Genomic DNA, 14859 nt, shown 5'->3' with positions numbered 1-14859 from the left:
AACTACCGTGCGGGTATGCGGGTGGCGATGATGACTCGGGAGTACCCACCGGAGGTCTACGGGGGAGCCGGGGTACATGTCACGGAACTGGTCGCCCAACTGCGCCGCCTGTGCGCGGTCGACGTGCACTGCATGGGCGCGCCGCGGCCGGACGCCTTCGTGCACCAGCCCGATCCGCGCCTGCAGGGCGCCAACCCGGCGCTGTCGACGTTGTCCTCGGACCTGCTGATGGCCAACGCCGTATCGGCGGCCACCGTGGTGCATTCGCACACCTGGTACACCGGCATGGCCGGTCACCTGGCCGCGCTGCTTTACGACCTCCCGCACGTGCTGACGGCGCATTCGCTCGAGCCGCTGCGGCCGTGGAAGGCCGAGCAGCTCGGCGGGGGCTACCGGGTGTCGACGTGGGTGGAGCACACCGCGGTCCAGGCCGCCGATGCCGTCATCGCGGTTAGCTCCGCCATGCGCGAGGACATCCTGCGGGTCTACCCCGCCCTTGATCCCAGCGTCGTGCACGTCATCCGCAACGGCGTCGACACCGGCGTTTGGCATCCGGCGGGGCCGATGCAAACGGGTTCGGTGCTGGCCGAACTCGGGGTTGACCCGCAGCGGCCGACCGTCGCGTTCGTCGGCCGGATCACCCGGCAGAAGGGCGTCGCCCACTTGGTGGCGGCGGCGCACCACTTCGATCCGCAGGTGCAGGTCGTGCTCTGCGCGGGCGCCCCCGACACCCCCGAGATAGCCGACGAGATCCGGTCCGCGGTGGCGCGGCTGGCCCACAACCGGCAGGGCGTGTTTTGGATCAGGGACATGCTGCCCATCGGCGAACTACGCGAAATACTATCGGCGGCAACAGTTTTCGTGTGCCCCTCGGTGTACGAGCCGCTCGGCATCGTGAACCTGGAGGCGATGGCCTGCGCGACGGCGGTGGTGGCGTCCGACGTCGGCGGAATTCCCGAGGTGGTGGCCGACGGGGTGACCGGTTCGCTGGTGCATTACGACCCCGGCGACCCGACCGGGTTCCAGGTCCATCTGGCCGAGGCGGTCAACGAGCTCGTCGCCGACCCCGAGAAGGCGAAGCGTTACGGCGAGGCGGGACGTCAGCGCTGCGTCGAGGAATTCTCCTGGGCCCGGGTGGCGGAGCAGACCTTGGACATCTACCGAAAGGTGTGCGCCTAGGGCCGCGGGCAGCCGTGCGCGGGCGCGCGTCAGCTGGAGCTCGTGACACCCTTGAGTTCGTCACCGAGTGCGGCGGCTTCGTCGGGCGTCAGCTCAACGACCAGTCGACCGCCTCCCTCAAGTGGTACCCGCATCACGATGCCGCGCCCCTCCTTGGTTGCTTCCAGAGGACCGTCGCCGGTCCGGGGCTTCATCGCCGCCATCGAGTGCTCCCTCCAGGTTCGAGCCGGCCCGCCCTTGCGGACCCGGTCGGCGCCGAGCATGCCCCGCCAGCGATTTTCCAGCCATACCCGACATCGAACTGCCAAATCACGCCTCCATTGTTCCCTATCCAGGTCACGAGTTGTACAAAGACCCGGTTCTCGGGGGTTTGCGGGCCGCTCGCGGCCCGCGCCGTCACCGGGGAGAAGGCACCCAGCAGCCCCGAATATGGTCGTCGACCATCCCGGTGGCCTGCATCAACGCATAGGCGGTGGTCGGGCCGACGAAGCGGAAGCCGCGCCGCTTGAGCTCGAGGGCCATGGCCTTCGATTCCGCAGTGGCCGAGGGGATTTCGGAGCCGTCGGCCGGACGGGGGCGCGGCTCCGGCGCAAACGACCACAGCAGCTTGGACAGGTCCGCCGGGGTGCCCAGCTCGGCGGCGGCGCGCGCGTTCGCGATCGTCGCGTCGATCTTGGCCCGGTTGCGCACGATTCCGGTATCCGCCATCAGCCGCTGCACGTCGGCGTCGGTATAGCCGGCGACCCGTTCGAAATCGAACCCGGCGAAGGCGCGCCGGAAGTTCTCCCGCTTGCGCAGGATGATCAGCCACGACAACCCGCTCTGGAAGGCCTCCAGGCTCATCCGCTCGAACAGCGCCACCCCGTCGTGCACCGGGCGGCCCCACTCCTGATCGTGGTAGTCGCGGTACATCTCGAAGTCGGGTCCGGGCCGAATGGCCGCCCAGCCGCACCGAACCAGCCCGTCATCGCTCACATCTAGTCCTGACGCTCCTCGCCGCCCTCGGGTTCCCCGGGTTCGTCCTCCGCCGCCGCGGGGGCGTGCACCGCGGCCAGCTGGCCGCGCAGCGCCTCGAGCTCGCGGGCGAGCCGGTCCAGGACCCAGTCCACCTCGCTGGTCTTGTATCCGCGCAGCACCTGGGTGAACTTGACGGCGTCGACGTCCGCGCCGGTCACCCCGTAGGCGGGCAGCACCGTCGCGGTGGTCCCGCGCGGCAGGGGCGGCAGCTGCTCACCGCGACCGAACAGCAGACTCGCGGCACCGAAAAGCACGATCGCCACCAGCACCAGCACGACCAGATACAGCAACACCAACGCCACGCCGTCGATACTGCCCTATGCCACCGACACCGCGACGAACCAGCGTGGCCTCAGCGCGGCCGCAGGACCGTCATGGGCGGGCGGTCAGCCAGCGACACCGGCGACGTGTGCTGGGTGTAGCCGAAACCCTCCCGGTCGTCGGCGAAGAACTGCGTCAACCCGACCCCCGAGTCGGGGACCCCGCAACGCGACAGCATGGTCGCGATGACCTGGCGGCTCATTGCCCCCAGCTCGGCGAGCGGACGGTTGCGGTGGGCGCGAACCCCGAGGTTGACCTGGGCGATCGCCTCCAGGCCCAACCGATCGAAGGTGTCCAGCAGCAGGCCGATCTCCACGCCGTAGCCGGGCGCGAACGGCACCGACGTGAGCAATTCGCGGGTGGCGGCGTACTCCCCGCCGAGCGGCTGCAGGATGCAGCCAAGCTCGGGCCGCAGCGCGGCGAGCAACGGCCGGGCCACCAGCTCGGTGACGCGTCCGCCGCCGGTGGTGCCCGCGGCACCCCCGACGTCGCCGACCTGCAGCGGCCGCCGGTAGAAGCTCTTGACCAGGTGGATGCCGTCGCCGGTGAGCAGCGGGGCGACCAGCCACGGCACGAACATCGGGTGCGGGCTGATCAGGTCGGAGTCGACGAAGACGACGATGTCGCCGCTGGTGGCCGCGAGCGAGCGCCACAGCGCCTCCCCCTTGCCGGGCCGGACCGGCACCTCGGGTAGGGCCTGCTCCCGGCTGACGACGCGGGCGCCGGCGGCGACCGCGCGGATCTCGGTGTCGTCGGTGGAGCCGGAGTCCAGCACGATCAGCTCGTCGACCAGGCCGTCCACCAGCGGCGAGATGCTGTCGACCACCGATTCGATGGTGTCCTCTTCGTTGAGCGCGGGTAGCACGACCGAGATGGTCCGTCCCGCCTTGGCGGCCTCGAGTTCGGCGAGGGTCCAGCTCGGACGATTCCAGCTGCGATCGGCCAGCCACGCGTCACCGGGCCCGGCGGCCAGCACGGCGGCGTCGCTGAACAGGTCGGACGCCGTCATGCCAGCCCCCTCACCGTGCGCGCCGGCGCCCGCACACCCTGGATGGCGGCCACCATTTCCAGCACCCGCCGGGTCGCGGCGACCTCGTGCACCCGAAACATCCGCGCGCCGGCGGCCGCCGCCAGCGCGGTGGCCGCCAACGTTCCCTCCAGCCGCTCGGTCAATTCCACACCCAGAGTCTCCCCGACGAAGTCCTTGTTACTCAAAGCCATGAGCACGGGCCATCCGGTATTAACAAGATCGCTCACATGGCGCAACAGCAGCAGCCCGTGAAAGGTGTTCTTGCCGAAGTCGTGGGCCGGGTCGATCAACACCCGGTCGCGGGCCACCCCGCGGGCTACCGCGCGCTCGGCCGCGGCGGTGACCTGACGGATGACGTCGTCGACGACGCCGCGCGTGGTGGTCCCGTAGCTCACCCGGAACGGACGCGTGCGGGGCAGCGCGCCGCCGGTGTGCGCGCACACCAGGCCGGCGCCGAACTCCGCGGCCACCTCGGCCAGGGCCGGGTCGATGCCGCCCCAGGTGTCGTTGATCAGGTCCGCCCCGGCCGCGCAGGCCACCTTGGCCACCTCGGAGCGCCAGGTGTCGACGCTGATCAGCTGGTCCGGATAGGCGCCGCGCAACCACTCGATGAACGGGATCAACCGGGCGATCTCGGTGTCCGCATCGACGTCCTGGCCCGGCCCGGCTTTGACGCCGCCGACGTCGACGACGTCGGCGCCCTCGGCGATGGCGCGGTGCGCGGCGTCGCGAGCGGCCTCGTCGCTGAAGGTCGCCCCCTTGTCGTAGAACGAATCCGGGGTGCGATTGACGATCGCCATGATCAGCGGGCGATCACCGGCGACCGGGCGGCCGCAGAACGTCGACTGCACACGTCCATGGTGCCCGGTCACCGCGCCGGGCGCGGCCCGGGGATCGACTGTGCGGCCAGCCGCACGCTCGACGCCGAATGTGCGGCCAGCCGCACACTCAGCCCTTGGGGCGCTTACCGTCGGCCACTTCGTCGGGGTACTCGTCGTAGTAGGGCACGTAGCCCTCGTCACGGCCGGCCAGCACGTACAACGGGTCCTCAACGTCGGAACCGTAGGCCTGCTCGCGCAGCTCGACCTTGCGGCTCTTGAACGTCGTGGTGTGCTCGAGGGACTTGACCACCCGCACGAACAGCGGCAACGCGTAGGCGGGCAGCTGGCCGTACACCGCGGCGGCCAGGGACTTGCCGTCGAACTCCGCGCCCTCGCGCAGCTTGACCGCGGCCATCCCGGCGCGACCGCCGGTGCGGGGAATCTCGACCCCGAACACCGTGCACTCCTCCACGGATTCGTCGGAGGCCAGCGCGGCCTCGACCTGCGTGGTGGCGACGTTCTCCCCCTTCCACCGGAAGGTGTCGCCGAGGCGGTCGACGAACGCGGCGTGACCCATGCCCTGCGGGCTCATCACGTCGCCGGAGTTGAACCACACGTCGCCCTCGCGGAAGGCGTTGCGCACCAGCTTCTTCTCGCTCGACTCCTTGTCGGTGTAGCCGTCGAACGGCTGCAGCCGGTTGACCTTGCTGAGCAGCAGGCCGGGCTCCCCCGGCGGCACCCGCCGGACCCGCCCGTTGTCGTCGCGCAGCGGGGCTCCGGTGTCGGGGTCGTACTCCACGTAGGCCAGCGGCATCGGGAAGACCCCGGTGGTCCTGGGCACGTTGAAGATGTTGATGAACGCGGTGTTGCCCTCGCTGGAGGCGTAGAACTCGCAGACCCGCGCGATGTCGAACCGGTTGGTGAACTCGTCCCAGATCTCCGGGCGCAGCCCGTTGCCCGCGATCACCCGCACCCGATGCGCACGGTCGGTGGGCTTGCGCGGCTGGTTGAGCAGGTACCGGCAGATCTCGCCGATGTAGATGAACGCGGTGGCTTCCGCAGCGATCACCTCGTCCCAGAACTTCGACGCCGAGAACGACTTGCCCAGCGCCAGCGTCGCCCCGGAGTTGATCACCGACGAGAGCGCGACCGTCAACGCGTTGTTGTGGTACAGCGGCAGGCAGCTGTACAGGGTGTCGGAGCTCTTCAGCCGCAGCCCGATGCCGCCGAACGCCGCGAGCGCCTTCAGCCACCGCAGGTGGGTCATCACGCTGGCCTTCGGGAAACCCGTTGTGCCCGAGGTGAAGATGTAGAACGCGGTGTCCCTGGCCTGCACGGCCGACGCCGAGGCGGGGTTGGTGGCCGGGGCGCTGGCGGCGAGGCGTTCCAGGTCTTCGACGGTCATCGTTTCCGTGTCGCCCGAGCCGCCGCACTCGGCCACCGCGCTGACGAGGTCGGTCTCGGCGATCAGGACCTTGGCCTTCAGCAGGCCCAGGCTGTGCGCCAGCACCTCGCCGCGCTGGTGGTAGTTGAGCATGCCGGCGACCGCGCCGCACTTGACCGCCGCCAGCATCGCCAGCACCGCGTTGGGCGAGTTGCGCAGCATGATCGCGACGACGTCGCCGTGGCCGACGCCGTGCGCGGCCAACACCGCGGCGTACCTGTTGGCGGCGGCGTTGGCGTCGCGGTAGGTCAGTTGCTGGTCGCCGAACCGCAGGAAGACCCGGTCGCCGTAGCGGGCGGCCCGTTCCTGGAACACCGTGCCGATCGACTTCTTCGAGCCCGGCTGGGCCAGCAGCCCGGTCCTCGCCCCCCGCACGATCGCCGGGAAATCGGCCAGCAGGCGCGGCGCCCGAGCTGCGATATCGGTCAGTTTGACCGCGGTGCGCGCTCCCCCGTCGTGATCGGCCACGTCATCCCTCGATTCTGCGTAAACAATCCGGCGGTCAGCCTAGTAGGGGCCGCGCACTCATTCGGGCGCGCAGGCCTCCAGGGCGGCGCTCACCTTGTCGACCAGCAACAACCGGTCCATCGCCGGCTGCCCGACGTAGCCGCTGTCGAGCAGCCCGCACAGCCAGGCCCACAGGCCCTCGTAATGCCCGATCGGATCCAGCAGGACGATGGGTTTGCGGTGCAGGCCGAGGTAGCCGGTGGTCCACGAGTCCAGCAATTCGTCGAGGGTGCCCACGCCACCGGGCAGCACGACGAACGCGTCGGAGCGGTCCTCCATGACCTGTTTGCGCTCGTGCATGGTCTCGGTGACGATCAGCTCGTCGGCCTCGGTGTCGGCGATCTCGCGGCGCATCAGGATCTGGGGGATGACGCCCACGGTCCGGCCGCCGCGGGCGCGCGCCGCGGTGGCGACCGCGCCCATCGCCGACACGCGGCCGCCGCCCCACACCAGGGTCCAGCCGCGCTCGGCGATCGCCTCGCCGAGTTCGGCAGCGACGGCGAGCAATTCGGGATGTTCCGGTCCGGACGCGCAGTACACGCACACCGCCCAGTCGCGCATACAACGAAAGGTAGACCAAGCTTGCTGCGGGCGGCACACCGCGCGCCATAAAATCCGGCGATGCCGATTCGATGGAACGTCCCCCAGCACGCGTCGGCCCTTCAGCGGCTGGAGGCGGCGCTGGCGACCGGCCGCGGGAGCGTCGTGCTCGGCCCGGACGGCTGCGGCAAGTCGACGCTGGCCCGCACGGCCGCCGAGGATTTCGGCGACCGCCACCCCGGCACGCGCGTGCGCTGGGTCACCGGCACCCCGACCGAGCGCGCGGTTCCCTTCGGCGCCTTCAGCCACCTGGTGCAGATCGCCGAGCTGGGCAAGCCGGCCGCGCTGTTGCGGGCCGCGCGGGCGTCGCTGGACGGGCCCGACCTATTGCTCGTCGTCGACGACGCCCACGACCTGGACATCCTGTCGGCCACGCTGGTGTACCAGCTGGCGCGGGCCGGCGCGGCCAGGATGATCGTCACCGGCCGCGCCGATTCGTCCCCCGAGGCCGTCGCGGCGCTGTGGACCGACGGCCTGCTCCCCCGCATCGACATCGAGCCGCCCGGCGACGCCGGCACGCCGGCCTCGATCGACGCGTTCCTCGCCGAGATACCCGAAGCGGCCCGGTCGGTGCTCGAGTACCTGGCCGTCGCCGAGCCGCTGGCGCTCGCCGACCTGACCGCCCTCACCTCCGCGGAAGCCGTTGCGCAGGCGGCCGATTGCGGGGCGGTGGAAACGCGGGAGCGCGGCGGGGCCTCGGACGACCCGGTGGTGTACACGGCCCACCCGCAGTTCGCCGAGCGGGCGCGCGCGGCCCTCGGCGGCGACGGCGCGCGGCGGCGGCGCACCGAGTTGGTGCGGCTGCTGTCGCGGCATCCCTCGGACCACCTCAGCGACCGGCTCCGGCTGGCCGGCCTGGCGCTGGACAGCGACGCCCCCCAGCCGACGGCCGAGGTGGTCGCCGCCGCGCAGCAGGCGCTGCGGCTGGGCGACCTCGCGCTCGGGGAACGGCTGGCGCGCGCGGCGCTGGAGCGGTCCGGCGGGTTGGCGGCGCGGCTCGCGTTGGCGCACGCCCTGGGGTGGCAGGGCCGCGGCCGCGAAGCGGACGCGGTGCTGGCCGGCCTGGATCCCGGCGCGTTGACCGAAGCCGCCCTGATGGACTGGGCGCTGCTGCGCGCGGCCAACCAGTTCTGGATGCTCGGCGAGCCCGAGCGGGCGACCGCGTTCCTGCGGACCATCCGCGGCCGCATCACCGACGCGGGCCCGCGCACCACGCTCGACGCGCTGAGCGCCACGTTCGCGATGAACGCCGGCAACGTCGCGCACGCCGTCAAGGTCGCCGGCGAGGTGCTGGCCGCCCCGGAGGCCGACGACCAGGCCGTGGCCTGGGCGGCCAGCGCGGCGGCGCTGTGCGCGGCCCGGCAAGGCCGTTTCGATGATGTCGAGCCGCTGGCCCAGCGCGCCCTGGCCGCCGAGCATCCAGGGTTGCTGCGCTTCACGATCGGGCTGGGGCAGACCACCGCGTTGTTGATGGCGGGCAGGCTGGACGCGGCCCGCGAACTAGCCCAGCAGTTCACCGATTTCGCCGAATTGCAGCAGCCGGGCCGGGCGATCGGTGAGGTGTTGCTGGCGCATGTGCTGCTCGCCGACGGCGAATTCGACCGGGCCGCAGCGTTACTCGGCCCGGCGGCCGGCACGCTGCAACGCACCGGCTATTCGTGGGGGCCGCTGTCGTTGACGCTGCTGGCCACCGCCCTGGCCCAGCGCGGCGATGTGGCGGCCGTGGGAAAGGCGTTGGCCAAAGCGGAATCCCGGCACGGAACCAAATCAGCGCTGTTCGCGCCGGAGCTCGGCGTCGCGCGGGCGTGGCGCCTGGCCTCGATGCGCGACTCGCACGGCGCCGTGGCCGCCGCCCGCGACGCCGCCCGGATGGCCGAACGCGGCGGCCAGCGGGCCGTCGCGTTGCGCGCCTGGCACGACGCCGTGCGGCTCGGCGACATCCGCGCGGCCGACCCGCTGGGCCGGCTCTGCGACGAGATCGATTGCGTCGCAGGCAAACTCGCTCTGGCGCACGGGCAGGCGCTGGCCGCCGGCGACGGGGCGGCGCTGCTGGCGGTGTCCGAGGACCTGGCCGCGGTGGGGATGCGCGCTGCCGCCGCCGACGCGGCCGCGCAGGCCCAGCGCTGCCGGGGCTGACTAGCCGCCGAGGTAGCCGCGCAGCATGGCCACCGCGGCGGTGATGTTGGCGACCGGCACGCTCTCGTCGCGCTTGTGCGCCAGGTTCGGGTCACCCGGTCCGAAGTTGACCGCCGGGATGCCCAGCTGGGCGAACCGCGCGACGTCGGTCCACCCGTACTTCGCCCGGACCTGCCCGCCGGCGGCCTCGACCAGGGCCTTGGCGGCGGGCTGGGACAGCCCGGGCAGCGCACCCGCGGCGGCGTCGGTCTGCTCGATGTGCACGTCCAGGCCGTCGAACACCTCGTGCACGTGCTCGAGCGCCGCGGCCACCGACCGGTCGGGGGCGAACCGGAAGTTGACCGTGACCGCGGCCGCGTCGGGAATCACGTTGCCCGCCACGCCGCCGTCGATGCGCACCGCGGACAGGCCCTCGCGATACTCGCAGCCGTCGATGTCCACGGTGCGGGCACGGTAGGCGGCCAGCCGGTCCAGCACGGCGCCCAGCTTGTGAATGGCGTTGTCGCCCAACCATGATCGCGCCGAATGCGCGCGCGTTCCGGCGGCCGAGATCACCACCCGCAGCGTGCCCTGGCAGCCCGCCTCGATGTAGCCGCCGGTGGGTTCGCCCAGCACGGCCACGTCGGCGGTCAACCAGTCCGGCAGCTCGCGCTCGATGCGGCCCAAACCGTTTGCGGCCGCGTCGATTTCCTCACAGTCGTAGAACACCAACGTCAGGTCGTGGACCGGGTCGGCCACCGTGGCGGCCAGATGGAGGAAGACCGCGTCACCCGATTTCATGTCCGCGGCGCCGCATCCGTACAGGTCGCCGTCCTCGCGGCGGCTGGGCAGGTTGCCGGCGACCGGGACGGTATCCAAATGCCCGGCCAGCAGCACCCGCGACGGCCGATGGTTGCGAGTGCGCGCCAGCACGGCGTTGCCGTTGCGGACGATCTCGAACCCCGACGTCTGGGCGCGTAGCGCGGCCTCGACCTCGTCGGCCAGGCGCGCCTCGTGCCGCGATTCGCTGGGAATGTCGACCAACGCCGCGGTCAGCTCGATCGGGTCCCCGCGCAAGTCCAGCACGGGTCCAAGGTTATCCGCTGCCGCGCGGCAAGTAACCTGACCGCCGTGACTTCAGCTGTAGGCATCGGGCTGGCGACGCTGGCCGCCGACGGATCGATCCTCGACACGTGGTTCCCCGCACCGGAACTGACCGAGTCGGGCACCGGCGGTACCTCGCGGCTCGCGCTGTCCGACGTCCCGCCGGAGCTGGTCGGGCTCGTCGGCCGGGACGACGACCGCCACACCGAAACCATCGCCGTGCGCACGGTGATCGGCTCGCTCGACGACGTGGCCGCCGACGCCTACGACGCCTACCTGCGGCTGCATCTGCTGTCGCATCGGTTGGTGGCGCCGCACGGGCTGAACGCCGACGGCCTGTTCGGGGTACTGACCAACGTGGTGTGGACCAACCACGGCCCGTGCGCGATCGAAGGATTCGAGGCCGTGCGGGCCCGGCTGCGCCGGCACGGCCCGGTGACCGTCTACGGCATCGACAAGTTCCCGCGGATGGTCGACTACGTCGTGCCCACCGGGGTGCGCATCGCCGACGCCGACCGGGTGCGCCTCGGCGCCCACCTGGCGCCCGGTACGACGGTGATGCACGAGGGCTTCGTCAACTACAACGCCGGCACGCTGGGCGCGTCGATGGTGGAGGGCCGCATCTCGGCCGGCGTCGTGGTGGGCGATGGATCGGACGTCGGCGGCGGCGCGTCCATCATGGGCACGCTGTCCGGCGGCGGCACCGAGGTCATCTCGATCGGCAAGCGCTGCCTGCTCGGCGCCAACGCGGGGCTTGGCATCTCGCTGGGCGACGACTGTGTCGTCGAGGCCGGCCTGTACGTGACCGCGGGCACCAAGGTCGCCACGCCCGACGGCCAGGTGCTCAAGGCCCTGGAGCTGTCCGGCGGCAACAACCTGTTGTTCCGCCGCAATTCGGTCAGCGGGGCCGTCGAAGTGGTGGCCCGCGGCGGTCAGGGCATCGCCCTCAACGAGGACCTGCACGCCAACTGAGGCCGGCTAGACCTCGGCGGAGACCCTGTCGGCGGCCGGGGCGGCGCCCAGCGCGGTTCCCCTGGTTTCGGGCAGCAGATACACCGACACGAAGCTCGCCGCGACGAGGCCGGCCATCATGAGCCCGACCGCCCACCCGCCGTAGGTCGCCAGCAACGTTCCCGCGATCAGCGGCGGCACGGCCGCGCCGAGGATGCCGGCCAGGTTCATCGCCACCGCGGCGCCGCTGTAGCGGTAGCGGGTGGCGAACAGCTCGGGCACGAACGCCGCCGTGGGCCCGTTGGCCACCGCCGCGGCGCCGAACATGCCGATGACGGCGACCGCGTAGAGCACCGGCTTGCCGGTGTCCAGCAGCGGGATGACCGCGAACGCCCAGGGCAGGCACGCCGCGAGGCCGCACAGCATCACCCGGCGCCGCCCCACCCGATCCGAGAGCCACGCCGAGAACGCCACGAACCCCATGCTGGTGAGCCCGCCCAGGGCGCCGACACCCCAGATGAAGCTGCGCGAATAGCCCAGATGGTTGTGGGCGTACATGACCAGGAAGGTGTTGCCCAGGTAGACGAATCCCATCCCGCCCAGGAAGGCGCCCGCGACCAGCACGATCTCGCGCCGCTGGAACCGCAACAGCTCGGCCAGGGGCGCCTTGGGCACCAGGTCGCGAGCCTTCTCCTCGACGAACAGCGGCGTTTCGTCGATGTTGAGCCGCACATAGAGGGCGATGCCGATCAGCCCGCTGCTGATCAGGAAGGGCACCCGCCACCCCCAGTCCATGAACGCGGGGCTGTTCTCGCCCATGGTCAGGTTGACGGCGAGAAAGGTCAGGCTGGCCAGGATGCCCGCGGTGCCACCGCCGAGCAGGGTGAACATGCCGTACCAGCCGCGTTTGCCGGTGGGCGCGTACTCGGCGCTCAGCAGGACCGACCCGGCCCATTCACCGCCGACGGCAAACCCCTGCATCAACCGCAGGACGATCAGGATCAACGGCGCCGCGATCCCGATCGTCGCGGTGCCGGGGACCAAACCCACGCTCACGGTCGATACGCCCATGATCAGCAGCGTCGCGACCAGCGTTTTCTTGCGTCCGAGGCGGTCGCCGAAGTATCCGAAGACGGCCGCGCCCAGCGGGCGGGACAGGAACGCCGTCGCGAACGTCGCCATGGCGGCGACGGTGGCCAGGGTCGCGCCCAGGCGCGGGAAGAACACCGTGGGAAACACCAGGGCCGCCGCGGTCCCGTAGATCAGGAAGTCGTAGAACTCGATGGCCGACCCGACGAGGCACGCGGCCGCTATTCGCCGCATGGGGGTCCTGGGCCGATTCACGGTTACGACGGTAGGTGAAGCCGCCCGGTCTTGCCCGGCGCGCAAGCTGGCAACTTCCTGCGTATGGGTCAGCCGTCGGACAGCAGCTGCTTCTTGAGCACCTTGCCCATCGCGTTGCGGGGCAGCGCGTCGACGAGGCGCACCTCGCGCGGCCGCTTGTGCACCGACAGCTCCTGCGCGACGTAGTTGGTCAGCTCGTCGGGGTCGGCCGAGCCGACGACGAACGCGACGATGCGCTGGCCCAGGTCTTCGTCGGGCATCCCGACCACGGCGGCCTCGGTCACCCCGGGATGCCCGAGCAGCGCCGTTTCGATCTCGCCGGCGCCGATGCGGTAGCCGCCGGACTTGATCAGGTCGACCGACTCGCGGCCCACGATGCGGTGCATCCCGCCGGCGTCGACGACCGCGACGTCACCGGTGCGGTACCACCCGTCGGCGTCGAACGCCTCGGCGGTGGCCTCGGGCCGGTTCAGGTACCCGTCGAACATCGTCGGCCCCCGAACCTCAAGGCGCCCAACGGTTTCCCCGTCGTGCGGCACCGGGGAGCCGGTGTCGTCGAGCAGGCGGGTTTGCACGCCGGTGAGCGGCAGGCCCACCCAGCCGGCGCGCCGCTCGCCGTCCGCGCGGGTGGACAGGGTGATCAGCGATTCGGAGGCGCCGTACCGTTCGACGGGCTGGTGCCCGGTGAGCCGCTCCAGCCGCTCGAACACCGGCACGGGTAGCGGTGCGCTCCCCGAAACCAGCAGCCGGGCCGGGCGCAGCGCGCGGGCGGCGGCCTCGTCGGCGACCAGCCGCGACCACACGGTCGGCACGCCGAAATAGAGGGTGCCCCCGGCCTCCGAACACGCCGCAGCGTAGCCCGCCGGCGTCGGTTTTCCGGTGTGCACGAAGCGATTTCCCACCCGCAGCGACCCGAGCAGGCCCAGCACCAGCCCGTGCACGTGGAACAGCGGCAGGCCGTGCACCAGCACGTCGTCGGCCGTCCACTGCCAGGCCTGCGCCAGGGCGTCCAGGTCGGCGGCGATCGCGCGCCGGCTCAGCACCACCCCCTTGGGCAGCCCGGTGGTGCCCGAGGTGTAGATGATCATCGCGGTGGCGTCGGGCGACGGCTCCGGGTAGCGGTGCCACGACCGGGCGTGCAAGCGCACCGGGATGTGCGGCAATCCCTCCGGCTCGTCCGGCACCGGACCGAGCCAGGCCTGCACCGCCGAATCGGTGAGCATGTGCCGGCGTTCGGCGACGCCGACGTCCGCGGGCACCGGGACGAACGGCACGCCGGCGATCAGGCAGCCGGTGACCGCGAGCACGGTCGCGGCGGTGGGGGTGGCCAGGATCGCGACCCGGTCCGCGCCGGCCACCCGCTCGGCCACCGACGTGGCGTCGCCCACCAGGTCGCTGCGGCTCAACACCGCGCCGTCGATGCGTACCGCGTCAGCGATGTCGGTGGCGGTGACCGCCGCGGGATTCAGGGACGCCAGCAGCACGTGAGCAGGCTACCCGGCCGCGGGGAGGGTCAGCCCTGCTCGTCCCAGATCTTGGTCAGGGTGGACAGGATCTCCTCGCCGCGCCCGAGCCCGCCCAGGTGGCTTTCGCCGGGGAGCACGATCAGCTCGCAGTCGGGCAGCAGGGAGACCACGTGCTCGCCGTGCGCGAACGGCACGATGTGGTCGCTGTCGCCGTGCCACCAGCGCACGGGCACCTTGACCTCGTCGAGGCGGAATCCCCAGTCCTGGGTGAACAGGATGATGTCGTTGAACGGGGCCGCGAGTTGCTTGCGGCTGCCGTTGAGCAGGTCGTCGAGGAACATGGCGCCGAACTCCGGCCGGGTCAGCAGGCGACGGTCGCCCTCGGGCGATATCGCGGCATACAGATACAGCGCCGGATTGGCGACCGGACGGATCATCCGGACCACCAGGCTTGCGCCGATCCGCAGCGGGTCGCCGCCCAGCCGCAGCAGGGGTGCGACCCGCTTGCCGAGGTTCATCAGCCCGCTGGTGATGCCCTCGTCGCCGAGGAAGGGCGCGACGCCGCCGAGCACGCCGAGGGCGACGACCCGATCGGACAGCACCGCTGCGGACGCGAGCGCGTACGGCCCGCCGCCGGACAGGCCGATGACGGCCATCTTGTCGATGCCGAGGGTGTCCGCGATGGTGCGCAGGTCGTCGCCGAACGCGCGGATGTTGTGGTACCGGTGCGGCGTCGACGAGCCGATACCCGGGCGGTCCAGGCCGATCAGGCGGATGTGGTGGTTCTCGGCGTAGACGCGGGCCTCGACCGGGATCTGGCGGCGGGCGCCGGGGGTGCCGTGCAGCCAGAACATCGCGCGGCCCTGCGGGTCGCCGAATTCGGCGAAGCCGATCTGGCGGTCCTCGCCGACGGCGATGTTTCCTTCGAGCTTCGGGCGGGCGATCTCGATGACCATGCCA

At 71.5% G+C, this 14859-nt stretch carries 14 protein-coding genes; 3 read left to right on the top strand and 11 right to left on the bottom strand.

All coding sequences use genetic code 11. The annotated features are described in order from the left end of the window. Window positions 1-15: 15 nt before the first annotated feature. Window positions 16-1179 (top strand): glycogen synthase, encoded by a 1164-nt coding sequence (glgA, locus tag A5680_RS16905; protein WP_067821327.1) that lies wholly within the window; start codon window positions 16-18, stop codon window positions 1177-1179. Window positions 1180-1208: 29 nt separating this feature from the next. On the opposite strand, the gene A5680_RS16900 is transcribed toward glgA, so the two are convergent. From A5680_RS16900 to A5680_RS16870, 7 genes are all read right to left on the bottom strand, one after another. Continuing rightward, entirely contained in the window at window positions 1209-1382 is a 174-nt protein-coding gene (locus A5680_RS16900) for a DUF3117 domain-containing protein (RefSeq protein WP_003878471.1), read from the bottom strand. 193 nt (window positions 1383-1575) lie between these two features. Beyond that, entirely contained in the window at window positions 1576-2154 is a 579-nt protein-coding gene (locus tag A5680_RS16895; protein ID WP_067821324.1) for a DNA-3-methyladenine glycosylase I, read from the bottom strand. A gap of 2 nt (window positions 2155-2156) precedes the next feature. Beyond that, a complete protein-coding gene (locus tag A5680_RS16890) occupies window positions 2157-2498 on the bottom strand; it encodes a DivIVA domain-containing protein (RefSeq protein ID WP_055398767.1) in 342 nt (113 codons plus the stop codon). A gap of 50 nt (window positions 2499-2548) precedes the next feature. Next, a complete protein-coding gene (locus tag A5680_RS16885) occupies window positions 2549-3526 on the bottom strand; it encodes a glucosyl-3-phosphoglycerate synthase (protein ID WP_067821321.1) in 978 nt (325 codons plus the stop codon). Then, window positions 3523-4398, bottom strand: a complete 876-nt coding sequence (gene folP / locus A5680_RS16880) for a dihydropteroate synthase (protein WP_067821423.1) — start codon at window positions 4396-4398, stop codon at window positions 3523-3525. The genes A5680_RS16885 and folP overlap by 4 nt, the downstream gene beginning before the upstream one ends. Window positions 4399-4495: 97 nt before the next feature. Further along, on the bottom strand, window positions 4496-6280 hold the full coding sequence (fadD6, locus tag A5680_RS16875; RefSeq protein WP_067821318.1) for a long-chain-acyl-CoA synthetase FadD6: 1785 nt from the start codon (window positions 6278-6280) through the stop codon (window positions 4496-4498). A 57-nt stretch (window positions 6281-6337) separates the two neighbouring features. Beyond that, entirely contained in the window at window positions 6338-6880 is a 543-nt protein-coding gene (locus A5680_RS16870; protein WP_055398773.1) for a TIGR00730 family Rossman fold protein, read from the bottom strand. A gap of 60 nt (window positions 6881-6940) precedes the next feature. On the opposite strand from A5680_RS16870, the gene A5680_RS16865 reads away from it, so the two are divergent. After that, window positions 6941-9055, top strand: a complete 2115-nt coding sequence (locus A5680_RS16865; protein WP_067821315.1) for an AAA family ATPase — start codon at window positions 6941-6943, stop codon at window positions 9053-9055. Here A5680_RS16865 and dapE read toward each other — a convergent pair whose 3' ends face one another. After that, window positions 9056-10120: a succinyl-diaminopimelate desuccinylase gene (gene dapE / locus A5680_RS16860; RefSeq protein ID WP_067821311.1), complete on the bottom strand. Its 1065-nt coding sequence runs from the start codon at window positions 10118-10120 to the stop codon at window positions 9056-9058. Window positions 10121-10156: 36 nt separating this feature from the next. Between dapE and dapD the strand changes: the two genes are divergently transcribed. Continuing rightward, the gene (gene dapD, locus A5680_RS16855; RefSeq protein ID WP_156675149.1) at window positions 10157-11110 is read left to right on the top strand and encodes a 2,3,4,5-tetrahydropyridine-2,6-dicarboxylate N-succinyltransferase; all 954 of its coding nucleotides are present in this window, start codon (window positions 10157-10159) and stop codon (window positions 11108-11110) included. A 6-nt stretch (window positions 11111-11116) separates the two neighbouring features. On the opposite strand, the gene A5680_RS16850 is transcribed toward dapD, so the two are convergent. From A5680_RS16850 to A5680_RS16840, 3 genes are all read right to left on the bottom strand, one after another. Continuing rightward, the gene (locus A5680_RS16850; protein ID WP_067821305.1) at window positions 11117-12412 is read right to left on the bottom strand and encodes an MFS transporter; all 1296 of its coding nucleotides are present in this window, start codon (window positions 12410-12412) and stop codon (window positions 11117-11119) included. A gap of 89 nt (window positions 12413-12501) precedes the next feature. Then, window positions 12502-13917 (bottom strand): acyl-CoA synthetase, encoded by a 1416-nt coding sequence (locus A5680_RS16845; RefSeq protein WP_067821301.1) that lies wholly within the window; start codon window positions 13915-13917, stop codon window positions 12502-12504. A 29-nt stretch (window positions 13918-13946) separates the two neighbouring features. After that, on the bottom strand, window positions 13947-14855 hold the full coding sequence (locus A5680_RS16840; protein WP_055398785.1) for an alpha/beta fold hydrolase: 909 nt from the start codon (window positions 14853-14855) through the stop codon (window positions 13947-13949). Between the last annotated feature and the right edge of the window lie 4 nt (window positions 14856-14859).

Origin of the sequence: Mycobacterium sp. E2989 (assembly GCF_001667595.1) — a bacterium.
In the GTDB taxonomy this organism is placed as follows: domain Bacteria; phylum Actinomycetota; class Actinomycetes; order Mycobacteriales; family Mycobacteriaceae; genus Mycobacterium.
The sequence above is the reverse complement of the archived record's forward strand: the minus strand, read 5'-3'. Positions and strand labels throughout refer to the sequence as shown.